This is a genomic window from Nesiotobacter zosterae (genome assembly GCF_033843645.1).
In the GTDB taxonomy this organism is placed as follows: domain Bacteria; phylum Pseudomonadota; class Alphaproteobacteria; order Rhizobiales; family Stappiaceae; genus Pseudovibrio; species Pseudovibrio zosterae.
Map to the genome: position 1 here is coordinate 159,050 of NZ_JAWXVZ010000007.1, position 17,341 is coordinate 176,390.

The following is a 17,341-nucleotide window of genomic DNA, read 5'->3' on the forward strand; positions in this document are numbered from 1 at the left end:
CTCAGAAGAACCCGGTCATCATGGAGCTGATCGCCAGTACACCCATCACGATGATGAAGATGTTGGACAGGGCGCCGTCGTACTTCTTCATCGCTGGTACCTTCTTGATTGCGTACATTGGCATCAGGAAGAGGATTGCTGCGATGAACGGAGCGCCGAGGGATTCAATCATGCCCAGAACGGATGGGTTCAGGTAGGCAATGCCCCAGACCGACAGGAAGAAGAAGGCAACAAGCGCAGTGTTGAAGTTCTTCTCGCCCATGTTGGCAACAGCTGTCGGAGCGGACTTCTTGATGACACCTGCAAGACCTTCCTTGGCGCCAAGGTAGTGGCCGAAGAAGGAAGAGAAGATTGCAAGGAACGCAACGAGCGGGCCGAGGAATGAGATGAACGGGTTGTCAAACTCATTTGCCAGGTAGCTGAGGATCGGCAGGTTCTGTGTCTTGGCTTCTGCAAGCTGTTCAGGAGACAGAGCCAGCACGCAAGAGAACACGAACAGCATCACGAAGCCGAGCAGCATGAAAGAAGCGCGCTTCAGGATCATGTCGGAGTGTGCAACTGCGTTTTCGCCATACTCTTCACGCTGCGCAAGCGCCATGGAGGAAACAGCTGGGCTGTGGTTGAAAGAGAACACCAGCATTGGAATTGTCAGGTAGACGACCATCAGCAGAGCGCCAATAGATGGCATCTGTGAGAGGGACATTGCTTCCATTGACCAATGTGGAACCAGATACAGCGACATGCCGATCAGGATGAGCACCAGTGGGTAAACCAGCAGCTCAGTGGCGATCAGCATCAGGCGTCTGCCGAGGATCATCACACCCATCATCATGGCAACCAGCGCGCCGGACAACAGCCAGCGTGGAATTTCTGGGCCACCGAGCTGGTTCACAATGAAGCTGTCGATTGTGTTGGTGATTGCAGCGCCGTAGATCAGAACGATTGGGTAAATCGCAAAGAAGTACAGGAAAGTAATGATGAGACCTGCGGTCTTACCAAAGTGTTCCTCAACCACGTCGGTGATGTCAGCGTCGGCGCGTTTGGAGGAGAGTACGAACCGGGCAAGTGCGCGGTGCGCAAAGTAGGTCATTGGACCAACCAGCGCAGCGATCAGAATGAGCGGCCAAAAGCCTTCAAGGCCTGCGCGGATCGGAAGGAACAAAATGCCGGCACCAACAGCTGTACCAAACATGGAAAGTGACCAAGTCAAATCCTGTTTTGTGTACGACTGTTTGTTTTCTTTTTGCTCACTTAAGGTAACTGTTTCGTTTGACATTGCTAGTCACTCCCAAGCAGTGGTCAAAGTCTAAATTCGCGAGAATAACCCGCCTTCAAGGCTGTTCTTTAAATAACTATGTAAATCACATCTATACGTGGTAGCCGCTATCAGTCGCTGTGAGATATCTCTGGCAAGGCATGAATAACTACAGGTTTTGGGCCAAATAGCTGAAAATTCTACTTAAATAATTATTCGTAGCATAAAATAATGTATACTTTGCCGTATGCGTTTTTTGTGTGGTTTTTTGGGGATATACATTTGTGTGCAGAAAAAATGCCGAAAGTTAGTAGTTTCGCTGTAAAAATTGCCGGTCTTCCCTAGAGGAGTTCGTCGGCATAGCTGTACTCAATTCATGCTTCCAAATGCTGCCGGAAGAACGGATCGCGGATTGTTCGGGCAGGCCCTGTAGGCGACGGTCTTTCTGATATGCAGGCCGTATATAAAGAGTTCGCGGAGATCAAGCCTCGGAATGACGTTTGGAGAGGAGCTGGGCTGCTGTCCTCATGTTTCGCAGCAGCTCGATAGAGTTTTCGGTGATATTCCAGCGTTTCTGCTTATCTGCCCTTATGGTCCTTTGGTGTGTCCGGCACGCGGTGCCTCTCCCGAAGAAGATTGGGGGGTGTTGCATGCTGCAGGTCTCAGCCGTGCTGCGGCGCCTGCAATCATGGTGACAAATCGCCGGGGCCGAATTGGCTGATGTGCTGGCAGAGGTTGCCGTTTGGGTTAAGTGAGCTGAACTTAGCGACAGGTGAGTCGTTTTGCGGCTCTGCCCTCTTTTCGTGCAAGGCGCTGTGCGGTATCATCCAGACGTTGCGTTTGAAGACGCTGTCATTGTCGCGCGTGTTCTGGTGGAGTGCTGGGTGGGTGTTTTTGACGCTATGCAAGATGAGCAAGAACAGCGAGCGCAAGCGCATCTGGCCGTTCTTGATGATATGGTCTCTGGGTATCTGCGGCTTCGTTTTGAAGGCGTATCAGAGAGTTGATCTTGCGCTGCACGCTTGCAGGAGCGTCTTGGGCTCAGGTCGGCTGCAGCGATCGCGTTATGTTGAGGCTTGAGCTGTGAGTTGGCGCGGATGCAAATGGCAGCGCCACAATGCTCTCATAGAGGTGGGTAGTGCCTGCGAGGGCATTCGCGGTCTAGCGGTTGGACCAAGTTGCCCAAAGGTTGACGGCGTTGCTGCCTCCACCTGAGACGTGAAATCCAAGCCTTTGGCCTGCGCAGATTTGACCGAGGCGTGCGCTTTTGACAGCGGCTTTGCTAACGGCAACGTCGCGGCTGCCATCTTCTGGTGTAATCCAGCCAAGACCAGCCATGTGGTCGTAGTTTTTAACCTTACCGAATTTGATTGTGTTCAATTGTTGTACCTTTTCTTTAATTTGAGGTGGCAGGCCCGCTTTCGCTAAAGAGAGTGGGCCCGCCGAATTAGTTAGATCATTTCCAGCTGTTCAGCTGTTTTTCCGCGGCCGCGTGGGTCGTCGACAGCTTCGAAAGAAACTTTGTCACCTTCGTTAAGGGAGCCGATGCCTGCGCGCTCAAGAGCGGAAATGTGAACAAAGACATCCTTGCTGCCAGTGTCAGGCGCAATGAAGCCAAAGCCACGTGTTTGGTCGAAGAATTTTACGGTTCCGTTGATTGACATGTTGGGGTCCTTCCCGTTTGATCAAATAGTGATGACTTGGCATGAAACCGCACAAACGCATGCCATGCGTTGGTAAGGTTTCGCAGATTGTCGGGAAAGATCGATAAGCCAACATGCGCCCTGTAATCAGGCTGCACAACTGGGTCTAAAGTACTCTAACCGAGAGTCTGAGGCGCATTTTTTCCAAATCACTGGGCACCTAATGCGCTAAGACGTATCTTGTTTTCTGCCGGGGCGCAAGGGAATAAAAGTTTTTTGATAATTTTATTGCGGACGGCCTATGTTAAATCGCGCTCACCCTCAAATTTACTAGTAGAATTAATGGCAGAAATACAAAGGTGAAAGCCATTTTATACTGAAGTGAAAAGAAGCCTACTAAATTTTATTTTTCCCGAGACCTAATCCTTGAGAAGAAACATTTTGGGTTAAGCGTCTTTGTTTTGACGCTTTGTGCCCGTCCTGAAGCCTCAATTGCACACTGCCTAGTGTACCCATTTCATCGCGCGTCCTGACGGCCTCCTTGAGAAAACATGAGTGAATTTTGAACATCCTAAAACCAGAGGTGCATACCCTGTTCACAGTGAGCCTTGTCTCGGCAACGGGCGTTCCCCCTCCTCTCTTTAATGGTGGTTACAACCCGGGCAACGGGTGATCGCGTCATTTAACAGCGCCAATTCAGTGGCTTAGTGTCGAGTAAAAGAGCGGATTGTTTGGTAGGTGTCCCCTTCCGGGTACATGGCAAAAGGGCGAATGCGCCTTACAACAGCTTTTGCTTGCTAAGTATTATTTCTCATTTTGATATAAATCAGTTTCTTTCATCTGTGTTTTGTGCAAATGTCGATTGTCAGACAATCGACGGAGTGCATTATGGGTAAGGCTTTACGCCTTGATGGGGCGGACAATGTAGCGACGGTTTTGGCCGATGTGGCCAAGGGCGAGCGGGTGCAAATCATCTCCGATCAGAACGAAATCATCGCCGAAATTGAGGCTCTGCAGGCAATTCCTTTCGGCAACAAGATCGCGCTCGCTCCACTGCATCCCGGGGACCACTTGATCAAGGGAGGTGCGGCTGTTGGCAAGGCCATCAAGCCGGTCCCGCTGGGGCAGCTGGCGCATGTGCAGAACATTCGAAGTTTAAATCTGGACATTCCCGAAACGATGATCCGCGAAATCATCACGCAGATGAATATTGAGGAAGACTGATGCAGACTTTTAGGGGCTATCAGCGAGCAGATGGTTCGGTTGGGATCCGCAACCTTCTCCTGATTATTGCAGCAGATGAATGCGCAGAGGGAATTGCGCGCGCTGTTGCTGACAAGACGCCAAACAGCGTGGTCGTCACCAACTACAATACGTGCATGTATGGCGGCAACGAAGAGATGATTGCAACCATGATCAATGCTGCGATCAATCCCAATGTTGCGGGTGCGCTGGTCTTGAACATGGGATGTGGCAGCATTGCGCCGGATCTGGTAGCTGGCCCCATCCGGGCCTCGGGCCGACCGGTGGAAACGCTGACCTGCATCAAACAAAGTGGCACGGTCGCCACTATCAAGGAAGGGCTCGCTCGAGCGCAGAAGCTGGTCGCGCATGCAAATGCCGTTGAAATGGTCGATGCGCCCCTGTCCAAGTTGGTGGTCGGCATCAAGTGTGGCGGCTCAGACACGAGTTCAGGCATGGCTTCGAACCCGAGCGTCGGCCTTGCCGCAGATAAACTGATCGACAAGGGTGCAACCGCTATTGCTGGTGAACTGCTGGAGCTGATGGGATGTGAACACATCCTCGAAAAGCGTGCCGTTTCGCCTCAAGTGCACGAGAAGATTGTTCAACTGATCAGTGATGAGGAAAAACGCTGGCATGTTGAAGGCGCTCAGGTGGAAACCATGAGTGTTGGCAACAGCATAGGTGGCCTGACCACGATTGAAGAAAAGTCCCTTGGCGCTTTGGCCAAGACCGGGACACGCCCCATCCAGGACATCTTGCGCATTAACGCGAAAACCATCGAGAAGCCAACAGTGCCGGGGATGTACCTGTCTGAAACGACAATGCTTTGTGGCGGCTCGGCAATGCACTTCGCGGCCTTGGGCTGCCAAGTGATCCTCTGGACCACTGGGGGCGCAGGCTTCAATAACCCGATTGTCCCAGTCATCCGGGTCAGTGGCAACAGTCAGCTGATCAACGAAGACATCGATGTTGATGCGACCGGGATCATGCGCGGGGAGGACAGCATCGAGGAAGTCTCGGAAAAGGTGCTGGAGACATTGCACCGGGTCATTAATGGCGAAAAGACCGCCATTGAGGACTTCGGCTACGCCTACTGCTCACTAATTCAAAAAGATCAACGAGTAGAGCGACTTCTCGGTATCCCAACCGAATAACAGCAAGGCGTTCCTGCGAAAAGTGGGAACGTATGCGCGGGAGAAAAACAATGAAGATCACTGATGTAGAGGCCATTCACCTGCGAGTGCCACCAATAGATGGCGATTGCGAATGGGGAGAGGACGCCCTTGTCGTGCGTGTTCACACGGACACCGGACTGGTTGGGCTGGGAGAGGCGGACAGCTCTCCGAGTGTGATCAAATCTTTGATAGAGGCGCCCAAGTCCAACCTTTACTGCACGGGCCTCCGCTCGCTCCTCATTGGAGAGAACCCTCTGGAAGTCGGGCGTCTTTGGCAGAAGATGTACTGGTCCAGCAACTATGTGGGCCGCCGCGGTGCCGGTATTCATGCGATCAGCGCGATTGACATTGCGCTTTGGGACATTGCTGCAAAGCATTATGGCGTGCCGCTGCACATTTTACTGGGCGCTAAGTACCGCGACAGGATCGCGGCCTACGGCACCTTCATTCCTGCTGATCCACCAGAAGCCAACCGGCGGATTGTTGAGCATCTTGTTTCCAAGGGGTTCCGCAGCATCAAGTTTGGTGGCGGTGTCCTGGGGGACGATCCGGACAAAGACTATGAGATTGTTCGTGTTGTTCGTGAAGCAAGCGGTCCAGATATCGAGTTGCAGATTGACCTTGCAACGAAATGGAAGAACGCCGCTTACGCCTTGAAGATGTGCAAGCTCTTGGAGCCCTTCAACCTCAATTGGGTGGAGGAGCCAGTCCTGGCAGATGATGAACGCGGTTACGTGAAGCTGGGGCGGCAGGCGCCACAAAAAATCGCTGGCGGTGAAGCTCTTACAACTGCACGAGAATTCCTCGACATGCTGGAGCGCTGTGAACCGGACATAATTCAGCCGGACATCACCCGCTGCGGCGGCATCTCCGAGATGCGGAAGATCTATGACATGGCGCAGATGCGCGGTGTCCAACTGGTGCCGCATGGTTTCAGCACTGAAATTCTATTGGCGGCTTCGGTTCATTTCTTAGCGTCCTGCGAGCACGGCACCTTGATGGAGTACTCGCAGAGCAACAGCCCCCTCGTGGCCGGGAATGGTCTTGCCAAGCAGCCAATCGAATTCGTGGACGGTCATCTGATCGTTCCGGATAGCCCGGGCCTTGGCGTGGAGCTGAATGAGGATCTTGTCAGCAAGTACGAAGTGAAATCAAAGCCAGTCTCACAGAGTACTTTCTGGGAGGTGGAGCGAGCGTGCTGATGAATAAGAACGACACGCTGAAAAACAAGCTTTTAATCGGAGGAAAAAGCAATGTCTAATGGTGGGAAAAGATTAGACACCTTTCTGCTATCAATTAGTCTCGGATTTGTTGTTGCCATTGTTGCAGGGTTGACGGCATTCCCAGAGCAAGGCAACGAAATAGCCAACTATTTGTTTAACACCTTCAACATGATCTTTGGTACGCCAGTGCTAATGATTGTGTTTGGTTCAGTCATCTTTCTGGCTGCGTTGGCTTTAAGCAAATATGGCAGTATTCGGTTGGGTGAAGGGGCTCCTGAATACAGCACGTATGCATGGGTCTCGATGATGATTTGTGCCGGATTGGGCTCTGCAACGGTGTACTGGGCTTTCACCGAGTGGGCGTACTACTTCAACGCTCCGCCTCTGGGTGTCGCAACAGAGACCACGCAGGCTTACGAACTTGGAACTGCCTACAATTTGTTTCACTGGGGCTTTAGTGCCTGGGCGGCCTATTGCATCGTGTCACTGCCGGTAGCCTATCATTTCCATGTGCGGAAGAACCCCGGGCTTAGCCTCTCAGCGGTATGTACTGCCATTCGCGGAGACAAGCCGATAACACCACTGTGGCGCTTTATCAGCCGCGTTGTGGATGTCATCTTCATCTTCACCATTTTCGGCGCACTTTCCATCACGCTTGGCGTCTCAGTGCCGATGGTATCGGAAATCCTGTCATCGCTGATCGGAATTGAGCCTACTTTCAATGTAAACTTGGTTCTGATCTTGATCATCTCCGCCTTCTTCTCGCTGAGTTCCTACGTGGGTATTCAGAAGGGGATGGCTCGGATCAGCTCCATGAACACCTATCTGGCCATTGGCTTCTGTCTGGCGGTGTTTCTGGTTGGCCCAACAATGTTCATTGCCAAGTCTACGGTGAACGGCGTGGGTATCATGATCCAGGATTTCGTGCGCATGAGCTTGTACACGGATCCGGTTGAGAACAGTGGCTTTCCAGAAGGCTGGACCGTCTTCTATTGGCTCTACTGGATTACCTACACACCATTTGTTTCCATCTTCGTGACGAAGGTCTCAAAGGGACGTTCAATCCGCGGTGTGGTTCTCAACATGCTGATCAGCGGCAGTGCAGGTTGCTTCTTCTTCTTCGGCATTCTCGGCGGGCTGTCTCAGTCCATGGACATTTCAGGCCTGGTCGACGTGTCAGGCATGGTTGCTGCCGGTGAAGGAAATCAGGCAATCGTGCAGGTCATGAATGCTCTTCCATTCAGCGCGGCCTTCATCATCCTGTTCTCGCTGGTGTCCGTGCTGTTTCTGGCCACAACGCTGGATTCCGCGGCATTCACGATGGCGGCAACATCCACCAAGGGCCTGCGTGAGGGTGAAGAGCCTTCCCCAATGCTGCGTCTGTTCTGGTGCGTGATGCTGGCTGCAGTCCCTCTGGCCATGATGTTTATCGAGGCGCCTTTGAACACAATCAAAACCTGCGCGATTGTGACCTCAATCCCCTTGCTCTTCATCATTGGCTACATGGTTCAAGGCTTCATCCGTTGGATGCACCAGGACTACGGGCTCGTTAGCGGAGAAAACATTCAACAACTGGCGCGGGAAGCGGCGTCCGCGCCAGCGGAGTAAACCTCCCACTCCCAAGCACAAGGGGCGACCTTCGGGCCGCCCCTTCTCGTTTGTCAACTCGCCGCAAAATCGGAGGTGTGATCTTGTTCGATCTTCAGTTTCTGACCCATCTCCGTGAAGGTGCTGATGTTTTCGATTGCCAGTCTGCGCGCTTTCTCAGGTTCTCCTGCGCAAATGGCGTTGATCAGATCAATGTGGGTGTCGGCACTGCTTTCAATATCGAAATCAAAGTGTGTGATGCGGATGTAGATGGAAAGCTGGTTGATCACGCTCTTGTACATGCGCGCAAGGCGGTCGCTCTCACTCAGCTCGATGATCAGTTTGTGGAGCTTGAAATCGCAAAGAGTAACTTCGGCAAGCGAGACGTCTTTTCGTTTGCAGATGGCCTGAAAGGCCGCCAGTTCATCTCGCAGGCGCTTTGCCTTCTCATCGTTGATGGTCTCGGCGGCCATCATTGCCGCCTGGCTCTCCAAGGCAACACGTAGGTGGTAGATCTCCCAGATGTCGTGCCCGCTGAGTGTTGTCACGCTCCAACCTGCATAAGGCTTTTGCGATACAAGACCTTCGCTTGCCAGCGTGTTCAAAGCCATGCGCACGGTTGTGCGAGAAAGTTCCAGATCCTTGGCCAGCGTGCTCTCAGTGAGCTTGTCACCTGATACAAAGGCTCCTGCCAAAATCTGCTGCCGTAGATAATCCGCGGCCTGCTCTTCTAGGCTTTGCTTGTTTATTTTCATTGGAACTCTTGGGTGTCATGAACATCGGGTGGACCACATCAGTGGTCGGCATTGTCCGACAATAGGCACTCGGACTGCGCATTTCAAGAAAGCGAACCCGGTTGCGACACCACATCCAGTCTGGCGGATGTCGCATCAGGGGTGCTGAATGCGATTAGAATTGACAGGTTTAGAATAATTCGATATTTCATGAAATATGGAATCAAAGGAAGCACTCTCCTCGCTGGCGGCCTTAGCTCATGAGCAGCGATTGGAAATATTCAGGCTGCTGATAAAAGCCGGAGAAACCGGCGTCCCGGCAGGAGAGATAGCAACAACACTGCACGTGCGCCCCAACACCCTTTCCAACAATCTCAGCGTTCTTGCTGCGGCCAATCTGGTGCACTCGAAACGCGAAGGCAGGACAATCCGGTATTTTGCAGCCCTCGAGCGAATGAGTGCGCTGCTTGGTTTTCTCATGGAAGACTGCTGCGGCGGCAATCCGGAAATATGCCGCCCAGTGCTCAAGCAAATGTCCTGCACCAACTAGGTGGAGGCGGAAAGCTGCGTTCTGGTTCCAATTGGAGCTAATTCAACGCCCTTTTAAAAACCTGCCTGGCACTAAAACAGATGAGGCAATTGATGAGCATCGTCATTCATCACAATCCGAATTGCGGTACGTCACGCAATGTTCTTGAGATCATTCGCTCCTCTGGTGTCGAGCCGGTTGCTATTGATTATCTGAGCGAAGGTTGGACGCGCCCTCAGTTGCTGGCGTTGTTTGCCGCTGCCAACCTGACCCCTCGGTCTGCCCTGCGCACCACCAAGTCCCCGGCGGAAGAACTGGGCCTCTTGGACGAAGGCGTGAGCGATGAGACACTTTTGGATGCCATGCTGGAGCATCCGGTGCTGGTGAACCGGCCAATCGTGTGCAGCGCCAAGGGTGTGCGTTTGTGCAGGCCTTCGGAAGCTGTGCTGGACCTGCTTGATACCCTGCCCCCTGGCCCGTTGGCAAAAGAAGATGGCACATTGATCATCAATGAAAGGGGTGAACGCGTTGGCTGATCCTGAGCAAAGCTGTTTCAAAGACATCGATCGTGAGGCGTTGTTCTCGCCCAACCACAGCGGCGAGGCTCCGCGTATCCTCATGCTTTATGGATCGTTGCGTGAACGTAGTTTCTCGCGCTTTGCAGCAGAAGAGGCCGCGCGTGTTTTGGCAGCCTTGGGAGCTGAGGTGCGCTTCTTCCACCCTAGAGATCTGCCGTTTCCTGACGCTGCGCCTGTCGAGCATCCAAAGGTGCAAGAGCTGAGAGAACTGGTCACATGGTGCGATGGAATGGTGTGGTCCACCCCGGAAAGACACGGGGCCATGACTGGCATCATGAAAGCACAGATCGACTGGATCCCCCTCTCGCTAGGCAGCGTAAGGCCAACCCAAGGCAAAACCCTTGCAGTGATGCAGGTGTGTGGCGGCAGCCAAAGCTTTAACGCTGTCAATCAGTTGCGGATACTTGGCCGGTGGATGCGGCTGCTGACCATCCCGAACCAGTCCTCGGTTGCCAAGGCTTGGGATGAGTTCGACGAAGCCGGACGCATGAAGCCCTCCCCTTACTACAATCGCATCGTGGATGTGATGGAGGAGCTGATGAAGTTCACGGTGCTTACCAAAGACAGCCGGGACTACATGGTTGACCGCTATTCAGAGCGTGTCGAAAGTCATGCAGAGCTTTCTGCTCGCGTGAACCAGTCAAGCGCAACCTGATCTATCGTGCTCCGGTAACTGTCTAGAGAAACTGCCCGGATCATTGATCGGGGCAGCAATTCTTGCGTTCGCGGTGGTGTCAGGCTGGCACTGCCCCTCTCCGTTTGGCAAGAGGTTCTTCATCAATCGGCAGATGCACGATCGCTGAGAGTGCCCCGACCCCAACGCCAATCCACCAAACAGCGGTGTAGGTTCCATACATGTCATAGAGTGTGCCACCCAGCCACACACCGATGAAACTGCCGAGTTGGTGCGAAAAGAAGATCAGGCCATAGAGCGTTCCCATATACTTCAAACCGTAGATGTGACCGACAAGGCCTGAAGTCAGCGGAACAGTGGCAAGCCACAATGATCCCATGACCAACGAAAACACGATGACGGTCTCTGGTGTGATGGGCAGGATGATGAAGATCGCCGATGCGAGGGTCCGGCCAACATAAATCAGGGTGAGCAAATATCGTCTTGGAAACTTGTTTCCCAGAACGCCTGCGTAGATCGTCCCAAAGATGTTGGCGATGCCAATCAAGGCAATGGACCAGGCCCCGAGTGCAGATGTGGTTGTTATGCCTGCGGAATGCAAAAGTGAGCCCGGAGCAATGGGGCCGCACAGCTCAAGAACGAACGCCGGGAAATGTGCGGTCAAGAAGCCCAGTTGGTAGCCGCAGGAGAAGAACCCAACAGCAATAAGGAAAAAGGATGGATCGCGTACGGCTTGTGAAATGGCCGTGGCCATGCTTTCGGAAGGGGCGTTGGACTTAACAGTTGGCGCGGTCCGCATCAGGGGCAGGACAACCAAAGACAAGAGAATGGCGACGGCGAACACAATGAAAACCGAAGGCCATTGCATGCTTTGCAGAAGGTACTCGGCAATTGGCGCACCAATAACCTGACCGGCAGAACCGGCCGCGGTGGCAATTCCCAGAGCAACTGACCGGTTTTCGTCCGATGCCGCCCGCCCTACCATGGCGAGCACAACCCCGAAGCCAGTTCCGGCAATGCCAAATCCGACGAGGATCTCCAGTAGTTGGTGTTGGCCAGGTGTGATCGCATAGGCGGACAGAACCAACCCCAGTGCATAGGTGAGTGCGCCAAGTACAATTGCTTTGCGGTCACCAAGACGTTCGGCGATTGCACTGAAGATCGGCTGGCCGAAGCCCCATGCCAAATTTTGAATAGCGATTGCCAGGCTGAACTCCGCACGGGGCCAGCCGAAGTCCTCGGCGATTGGAATCTGGAACACTCCAAAGCTTGCCCTGATCGCAAACCCCACCAGCATGATGAGAGAGCCTCCGATAAGAACAGGCGTGATGAGCGATGCTCGTTGTGACATCGTACAAACCTTCTATGATGCGCGGCTGATCCGTCTTTCTGCTTATGTTTAAGCGATATCACAGGTTGTTCGCTACAAGAAATGCGGTGTTTTCGGAAAGCTCGCGGGTCGTGTCAGAGCGAGATGACGCCTCTACGCCATTGGAGTGCGTGCGATTGGAGAATTCCATTTGGAAAACGGCCTGTTTTGCACATACGTACCATGCCTAAGGTTTGCTGAGGTGAGTTCGCGCATGGTTCAGTTCACACTGTGGTGCAAATCTCAAATTGTCCGCACCATCCTGCGGTGCCCGAAGTTGAGAGCATGCGTAGGCCATCAGGGTGGAAGCTCGTATTCCCTTTGATATTTCACCAACTTATCAAAAGTTGTAGGCAGAATATCATTTTAACTAATGGTTTTGGGCAGCAAATCAACTTTGTTGATCTGCTCAATATATTCAGCGGCAAATAGATTAATTCTAACAACACCAGTAAATGAATGCATTCAATTTTATGAAACGATTCATATTGACCGTAATTTTGGCAAGATATATCAAAAATGGGCGAAATAGCTTGCAAATTTTGAGTGGCTATAATCGATATATTGGGAGGCTTCTAATGAAGTTTATGAAATTTGCGGCCGCTGCTGCGACTAGTCTTGTTCTGCTCGCCAATGCAGCACAAGCTGCTGAGGAAAAGCCGGTCGTAGGCCTTATCATGAAATCGCTCGCAAATGAGTTTTTCCAGAACATGCTGGAGGGAGCAAAGGCTCATGAAGCGATGCGCGGCGACTACGAACTGCGCGCTGTCGGCATGCAAAATGAAACCGACTTTGAATCGCAGATCAACGCTGTAGAGAACTTCATCACGCAAGGCGTGGACGCCATTGTTGTGGCTCCTGCTGACTCCCGCGCTATGGTTCGTCCACTCAAGAAAGCCATGCAGGCTGGTATTGTCGTGGTGAACTTTGACGTGGCGCTGGACGAGGAAGTCAAGCAGCAGCAGGGTGTCGAGCTGGCATTTGTCGGTCCTGACAACCGTGGCGGTGCCAAGATGGCTGGCGATGTGCTCGGCGAAAAGCTTGGCAAGGATGGCAAGGTAGTCATCATCGAGGGGAACCCTGGTGCTGACAATGGCATTCAGCGTGCGCTCGGTTTCGAAGACTCCGTGAAGCAGTATGAGCTGAACCTTATCGAAAGCCGCACAGCCCATTGGGAGACTGAAGAAGCAAACACCGTCTTTTCCAATATGCTCACCGCTCACCCAGACATTCAGGGCGTCATGGCCGCAAACGACTCCATGGCGATTGGTGTTGTGAAGGCTCTGGAAAGTGCCGGACGCGACGACATTCTGGTTGTAGGCTTCGATAACATCGATGCCGTTGGCCCGATGATTGAAGATGGCCGCATGCTGGCAACTGTTGATCAGTTTGGTCAGGACATGGCTGCCAATGCAATCGACATGGCTCTGGAAGTTGTGCGCGGGGGACCAGAACTCGAAGGTTGGGTGAAGACTCCAATCAAGCTGGTCGTTGCTGAGTAAGCGATAGCCGCTCACCTCGCCCGTCCGCTGCTGGTTGGGCGAGGTTCCCTTATTCTTCCCAAAAGCGACTGGACGCAATATGGCAGCAACACCTGTTTCCGTAGCTCCAGCGCCAGACCCTCAAGAAGCTTTTCTGAACGTCGAAGGCGTAAGGAAGTACTTCGGTGGTGTAAAGGCGCTTGATGGTGTCAGTTTTTCCCTGGTCAAAGGGGAGGCCCATGCACTGGTGGGCGAGAACGGCGCGGGAAAATCCACCCTCATCAAAATCCTGTCGGGCGTTTACCCCTACGATGCCGGCGATATCTTTCTTGGGGGTGCCGCCTACAAACCAGCCAATCCGCATGAAGCCAAAGAAAGTGGCATTCAGGTGGTGCATCAAGAGTTCAATCTGCTTGATCATCTGAGTATTGCAGAAAACATCTCCATCGAACGGTTGCCCAAGACCCGCTATGGCCTGCTGGACAAGGCAGAAATGAACCGGCGGGCCCGCGAAGCCTTGGACGCTATTGGTCTTTCCGACATTGATGTGCGTTCTCCTGTCAGTTCTCTCGGGATCGCGCACCGTCAGCTGGTGGAAATCGCACGCGCGCTGCAGTCCAAAAGCCAAATCCTTATCCTTGATGAACCCACCGCAACGTTGACCGAGCGCGAGACCAAGCGGTTGTTCGAGATCGTCGAGAACATCAAGACCGAAGGTGTGACCATTGTCTTTGTTTCGCACCATCTTGATGAGGTTTTTGCGCTATGTGACCGCGTGACCGTGTTTCGCAACGGCAAGACAATTGCCACAGACCAGATTGCGGACATGACGCCGGAGAAAGTGGTTCAGCGCATGGTGGGACGGCATCTGGAAGCGCAGATGACGGACGCGACCAAAGAACAGTGCTACGGCGAAGTGGCCCTCAAGGTGGTGGACATGTGTACCGCTGCCAACAGCAAGGACAAGGGTATCTCCTTTGACCTTCGCTACGGCGAGATCCTTGGGATTGCAGGCCTTGTCGGTGCAGGCCGAACTGAGATCCTGCGGGGTATTTTCGGTATCGATCCCATTCGTTCCGGCAGCGTTTACCGGGATGGCAAGGAAGTCCGTTTCAAAGGCCCAAAGGATGCAATTGCGTCCGGTATCGGCTTTGTGACGGAGGATCGAAAAGACGAGGGCCTCATCCTCGACATGCCGATTGCTGCAAATGTCTCTCTCGTGAACCTCATGGAGGTTGCGACCTCTGGCATCATCCAGTTCGCCGCAGAGAACAAGCAGGCGCGCGAGGGCGGTGCGAGGCTAAAGCTGAAATACGGCAAGACTGCTGATCCAGCCTCAAGCCTGTCAGGCGGGAACCAGCAAAAGGTGGTTTTGGCCAAGTGGCTTGCACGCAACCCGAAGGTCCTTCTGCTTGATGAGCCAACCCGCGGGGTGGACGTGGGGGCCAAGGCCGAGATCTACAGCATCTTGAAAGATCTTGCTCGGGAAGGTGTGGCGCTTCTTGTGGTGTCATCAGAAATGCCTGAGCTGATGACGCTTGCGGATCGGATCCTGGTGCTTGCCGAACATGAAGTTCAAGGCGAACTCCAGCGCAATGAATTCTCAGAGGAAAACATCCTGAAGCTGGCGTATGGGCAGCATCAATAGGCCAGGAGGAGAAAAACCATGACTACTCAAACAAGCGGCGATGTTGCTCAGGAGCCTAGACGCGTAACCTTACGATCCGTCTTGAACAATGCCGGGATTGGGCTTGCGCTCTTGGCGCTCATCCTTTTCTTCGCGGTGTTTACAGAGCACTTTCTGACACCTAACAATATTACAAACATTCTGACGCAGATCACGATCAACCTGATCTTGGCCGTGGGGATGACCTTCGTCATTCTCATCGGCGGCATCGACCTCTCGGTAGGCTCGGTCATGGCGTTTGCTGCCGTCGTGGCGGGCAAAGCAATCACCCTGCCCGGCTTTGGGCCTGTTGAGGCAATTGCCCTGGCCATTGTTGCTGCTACGTTGATTGGTGTGCTCTGCGGGATGTTCAACGGGGTCATCAGTGCCTACTGGTCGCTGCCGTCATTCATCATCACGCTGGGTATGCTGAATATCGCTCGTGGTGCGGCGCTGCATGTTTCCGACGCGCAGACGATTTATTCCTTCCCTCTCGCCTTTGAAGATTTCGGTTCAGCCATGGTCTATGGCGTGCCCGTTGTGTTCATGGTGGCGGTGGTGTTGGTGTTGATCGCCTGGTTTATCCTGAACTTCACGGTGTTCGGCCGCCTGCTTTATGGGATCGGCAACAATGAAGAGGCCGTGCGCCTCGCCGGGCATTCTGTCTATTGGTACAAGGTGGCCGCGTTTACAATATGCGGTTTGACAGCCGGAATTGCTGCGGTGGTCTATATGGCACGACTGAACATTTCCAGCCCAATTGCAGGGATTGGTTTCGAGCTGAACGCCATCGCGGCGGTGATCATCGGCGGTACCAGCCTTAGCGGCGGGCGTGGGTCCGTCATCGGTACTCTTCTCGGTGCGTTCATCATCGGTGTGCTCGCCAACGGCCTAATCTTGATCGGCCTCAGCGACTTCATGCGCCAAATGATTACCGGCGTTGTGATCATCATTGCCGTTGTGCTTGACTACTACCGCGCAAAGTACACGGCGAGTTGAAGCGCCCCTTGTCTTTTGGGGCGCCGGGTAAGTTCAACCGGTGCCCCGGAAGATCTGCCGAGAAAGCTTCCCGCCTGGCCTATTGTTCAGCCTGTCAGCTGCTGTCGTAGCACCAAGGGAAGCGTTGGCAACCTGAACGCAACTGATGGGTCGACGCGGCAATGGAAATGAGGTGTTTTGATGCCGACCATAAAAGACGTAGCGCAAAAGGCCGGCGTCTCAGTCGGGACCGTTTCTCGCGTTCTGGCGAAGAATGAAACGGTCAAGCATCCATTGAAAATGCGCGTACTTGAGGCGATGAAATCGCTGCAATACAAGCCGAACCTTGCCGCTCGGGCGCTGCGTACCAACAGCATTGATGTAATTGGGCTCGTGGTTCCGGACATCACCAATCCGTTCTTCGCCCAGCTCGCCAAGTTTGTCGAGATGGAGGCAGCAAGACGAAATCACTCCGTGATGCTTGCGAACTCTCACGGTTCTCCAGAGGATGAGAAAACTCAGATTACAGCGCTCCTAAACCGCGCTGTGAGAGGGGTTATTCTGGTGGCAACCTCTGATGCCTGCCGAAATTACTCAGCTGATGTGCCCATTGTCGCACTGGACCGTATGCTTGGCACCTATCCGTTGGTCACGGCAGATCACTATGGCGGTTCAAGGAAGATTGCAGAGCTACTTGTAAAGCTTGGTCACCGCCGCATTGCCTATATCGCTGGTCCCCTTTCCACCAAGGTTGCGCGAGACCGAAAAGACGGGTTCCTCTCTATGATTACAGAGCTGAGCCGCCCTGAAGACCCCATCGATTTGAGCGTTTATGAAGGCCAGTTCAGTTTTGACTCCGGAGAGGAAATGGGGCGCTGTGTTCTGGCTGGAAAGCCTCAAGCGGAGCGTCCGACAGCGATCGCGGCCGCCAGCGATCAACAGGCGATCGGTATTTTGCGGTGCGCGCGCGATCTCAAACTCAACGTCCCCGATGATCTATCGGTAACTGGTTTTGATGATATTACGCTGGCGGCCTTGGTTATCCCGAGCCTTACAACCGCCAGGCAGCCAATCGACGCACTGGCGGCGTCCGCCGTAGGTCTCATTTTTGATCGTGACGGCGTTGGGAACCCTGAGCCCATCGCTTGTTCTGTGATCCAGCGAGAGTCAACCAAAGCGATTTAACCTCTATAGTAGGCTGCAAGCTCCAGCCGACTGGAAGCACATTGATGTGGGGGCGCCAG

Annotated in this window: 18 protein-coding genes; 13 read left to right on the plus strand and 5 right to left on the minus strand. The window is 53.4% G+C overall.

Features of this window, described 5'->3' with window-relative positions; genetic code table 11:
* Position 1: 1 nt before the first annotated feature.
* Positions 2-1,276, minus strand: coding sequence for an aromatic amino acid transport family protein (locus Q3Y58_RS12145; protein WP_319622426.1), 1,275 nt, complete (start codon positions 1,274-1,276; stop codon positions 2-4).
* A gap of 472 nt (positions 1,277-1,748) precedes the next feature.
* Between Q3Y58_RS12145 and Q3Y58_RS12150 the strand changes: the two genes are divergently transcribed.
* Together Q3Y58_RS12150 and Q3Y58_RS12155 are read left to right on the plus strand one after the other, a co-directional pair.
* Complete coding sequence (locus Q3Y58_RS12150) at positions 1,749-1,976, plus strand: hypothetical protein (RefSeq protein ID WP_319622427.1); 228 nt, start codon at positions 1,749-1,751, stop codon at positions 1,974-1,976.
* A gap of 94 nt (positions 1,977-2,070) precedes the next feature.
* Positions 2,071-2,262, plus strand: coding sequence for a hypothetical protein (locus Q3Y58_RS12155; RefSeq protein WP_319622428.1), 192 nt, complete (start codon positions 2,071-2,073; stop codon positions 2,260-2,262).
* Between the two features lie 154 nt (positions 2,263-2,416).
* Here Q3Y58_RS12155 and Q3Y58_RS12160 read toward each other — a convergent pair whose 3' ends face one another.
* Together Q3Y58_RS12160 and Q3Y58_RS12165 are read right to left on the minus strand one after the other, a co-directional pair.
* Complete coding sequence (locus Q3Y58_RS12160) at positions 2,417-2,635, minus strand: S1 domain-containing protein (RefSeq protein WP_274219743.1); 219 nt, start codon at positions 2,633-2,635, stop codon at positions 2,417-2,419.
* Between the two features lie 71 nt (positions 2,636-2,706).
* A complete protein-coding gene (locus Q3Y58_RS12165) occupies positions 2,707-2,919 on the minus strand; it encodes a cold-shock protein (protein ID WP_274219744.1) in 213 nt (70 codons plus the stop codon).
* An 867-nt stretch (positions 2,920-3,786) separates the two neighbouring features.
* Here Q3Y58_RS12165 and Q3Y58_RS12170 point away from each other — a divergent pair.
* From Q3Y58_RS12170 to Q3Y58_RS12185, 4 genes are read left to right on the plus strand one after another with little or no spacing between them, the layout of a single operon-like run.
* The gene (locus Q3Y58_RS12170) at positions 3,787-4,122 is read left to right on the plus strand and encodes a carbohydrate kinase (protein ID WP_274219745.1); all 336 of its coding nucleotides are present in this window, start codon (positions 3,787-3,789) and stop codon (positions 4,120-4,122) included.
* On the plus strand, positions 4,122-5,297 hold the full coding sequence (locus tag Q3Y58_RS12175; RefSeq protein WP_274219746.1) for a UxaA family hydrolase: 1,176 nt from the start codon (positions 4,122-4,124) through the stop codon (positions 5,295-5,297). Before Q3Y58_RS12170 ends, Q3Y58_RS12175 begins: the two co-directional genes overlap by 1 nt.
* A 50-nt stretch (positions 5,298-5,347) precedes the next feature.
* Positions 5,348-6,520, plus strand: coding sequence for a mandelate racemase/muconate lactonizing enzyme family protein (locus tag Q3Y58_RS12180; RefSeq protein ID WP_319622429.1), 1,173 nt, complete (start codon positions 5,348-5,350; stop codon positions 6,518-6,520).
* 51 nt (positions 6,521-6,571) lie between these two features.
* Positions 6,572-8,149, plus strand: a complete 1,578-nt coding sequence (locus Q3Y58_RS12185; RefSeq protein WP_274219748.1) for a BCCT family transporter — start codon at positions 6,572-6,574, stop codon at positions 8,147-8,149.
* Between the two features lie 53 nt (positions 8,150-8,202).
* Here the strand turns inward: Q3Y58_RS12185 and Q3Y58_RS12190 are convergent, their stop codons facing one another.
* The gene (locus Q3Y58_RS12190) at positions 8,203-8,883 is read right to left on the minus strand and encodes a GntR family transcriptional regulator (RefSeq protein WP_274219749.1); all 681 of its coding nucleotides are present in this window, start codon (positions 8,881-8,883) and stop codon (positions 8,203-8,205) included.
* A gap of 196 nt (positions 8,884-9,079) precedes the next feature.
* On the opposite strand from Q3Y58_RS12190, the gene Q3Y58_RS12195 reads away from it, so the two are divergent.
* The 3 genes from Q3Y58_RS12195 (at position 9,080) to arsH (ending at position 10,624) form a co-directional block, all read left to right on the plus strand.
* Positions 9,080-9,412: an ArsR/SmtB family transcription factor gene (locus Q3Y58_RS12195; protein WP_274219750.1), complete on the plus strand. Its 333-nt coding sequence runs from the start codon at positions 9,080-9,082 to the stop codon at positions 9,410-9,412.
* A 92-nt stretch (positions 9,413-9,504) separates the two neighbouring features.
* Positions 9,505-9,927: an arsenate reductase (glutaredoxin) gene (gene arsC, locus Q3Y58_RS12200; protein WP_319622430.1), complete on the plus strand. Its 423-nt coding sequence runs from the start codon at positions 9,505-9,507 to the stop codon at positions 9,925-9,927.
* The gene (arsH, locus tag Q3Y58_RS12205; protein ID WP_319622431.1) at positions 9,902-10,624 is read left to right on the plus strand and encodes an arsenical resistance protein ArsH; all 723 of its coding nucleotides are present in this window, start codon (positions 9,902-9,904) and stop codon (positions 10,622-10,624) included. The genes arsC and arsH overlap by 26 nt, the downstream gene beginning before the upstream one ends.
* A gap of 79 nt (positions 10,625-10,703) precedes the next feature.
* Here arsH and Q3Y58_RS12210 read toward each other — a convergent pair whose 3' ends face one another.
* Positions 10,704-11,954 (minus strand): MFS transporter, encoded by a 1,251-nt coding sequence (locus Q3Y58_RS12210; protein WP_319622432.1) that lies wholly within the window; start codon positions 11,952-11,954, stop codon positions 10,704-10,706.
* A gap of 596 nt (positions 11,955-12,550) precedes the next feature.
* On the opposite strand from Q3Y58_RS12210, the gene Q3Y58_RS12215 reads away from it, so the two are divergent.
* The 4 genes from Q3Y58_RS12215 to Q3Y58_RS12230 all read left to right on the plus strand — a co-directional run bounded on the left by Q3Y58_RS12215 (position 12,551) and on the right by Q3Y58_RS12230 (position 17,282).
* Positions 12,551-13,474, plus strand: coding sequence for a sugar ABC transporter substrate-binding protein (locus Q3Y58_RS12215; RefSeq protein WP_413697817.1), 924 nt, complete (start codon positions 12,551-12,553; stop codon positions 13,472-13,474).
* Between the two features lie 79 nt (positions 13,475-13,553).
* Positions 13,554-15,101 (plus strand): sugar ABC transporter ATP-binding protein, encoded by a 1,548-nt coding sequence (locus tag Q3Y58_RS12220; RefSeq protein ID WP_319622433.1) that lies wholly within the window; start codon positions 13,554-13,556, stop codon positions 15,099-15,101.
* Positions 15,102-15,119: 18 nt separating this feature from the next.
* The gene (locus tag Q3Y58_RS12225) at positions 15,120-16,118 is read left to right on the plus strand and encodes an ABC transporter permease (protein WP_319622434.1); all 999 of its coding nucleotides are present in this window, start codon (positions 15,120-15,122) and stop codon (positions 16,116-16,118) included.
* A gap of 180 nt (positions 16,119-16,298) precedes the next feature.
* Positions 16,299-17,282, plus strand: a complete 984-nt coding sequence (locus tag Q3Y58_RS12230) for a LacI family DNA-binding transcriptional regulator (RefSeq protein ID WP_319622435.1) — start codon at positions 16,299-16,301, stop codon at positions 17,280-17,282.
* The last annotated feature ends 59 nt before the right edge of the window (positions 17,283-17,341 follow it).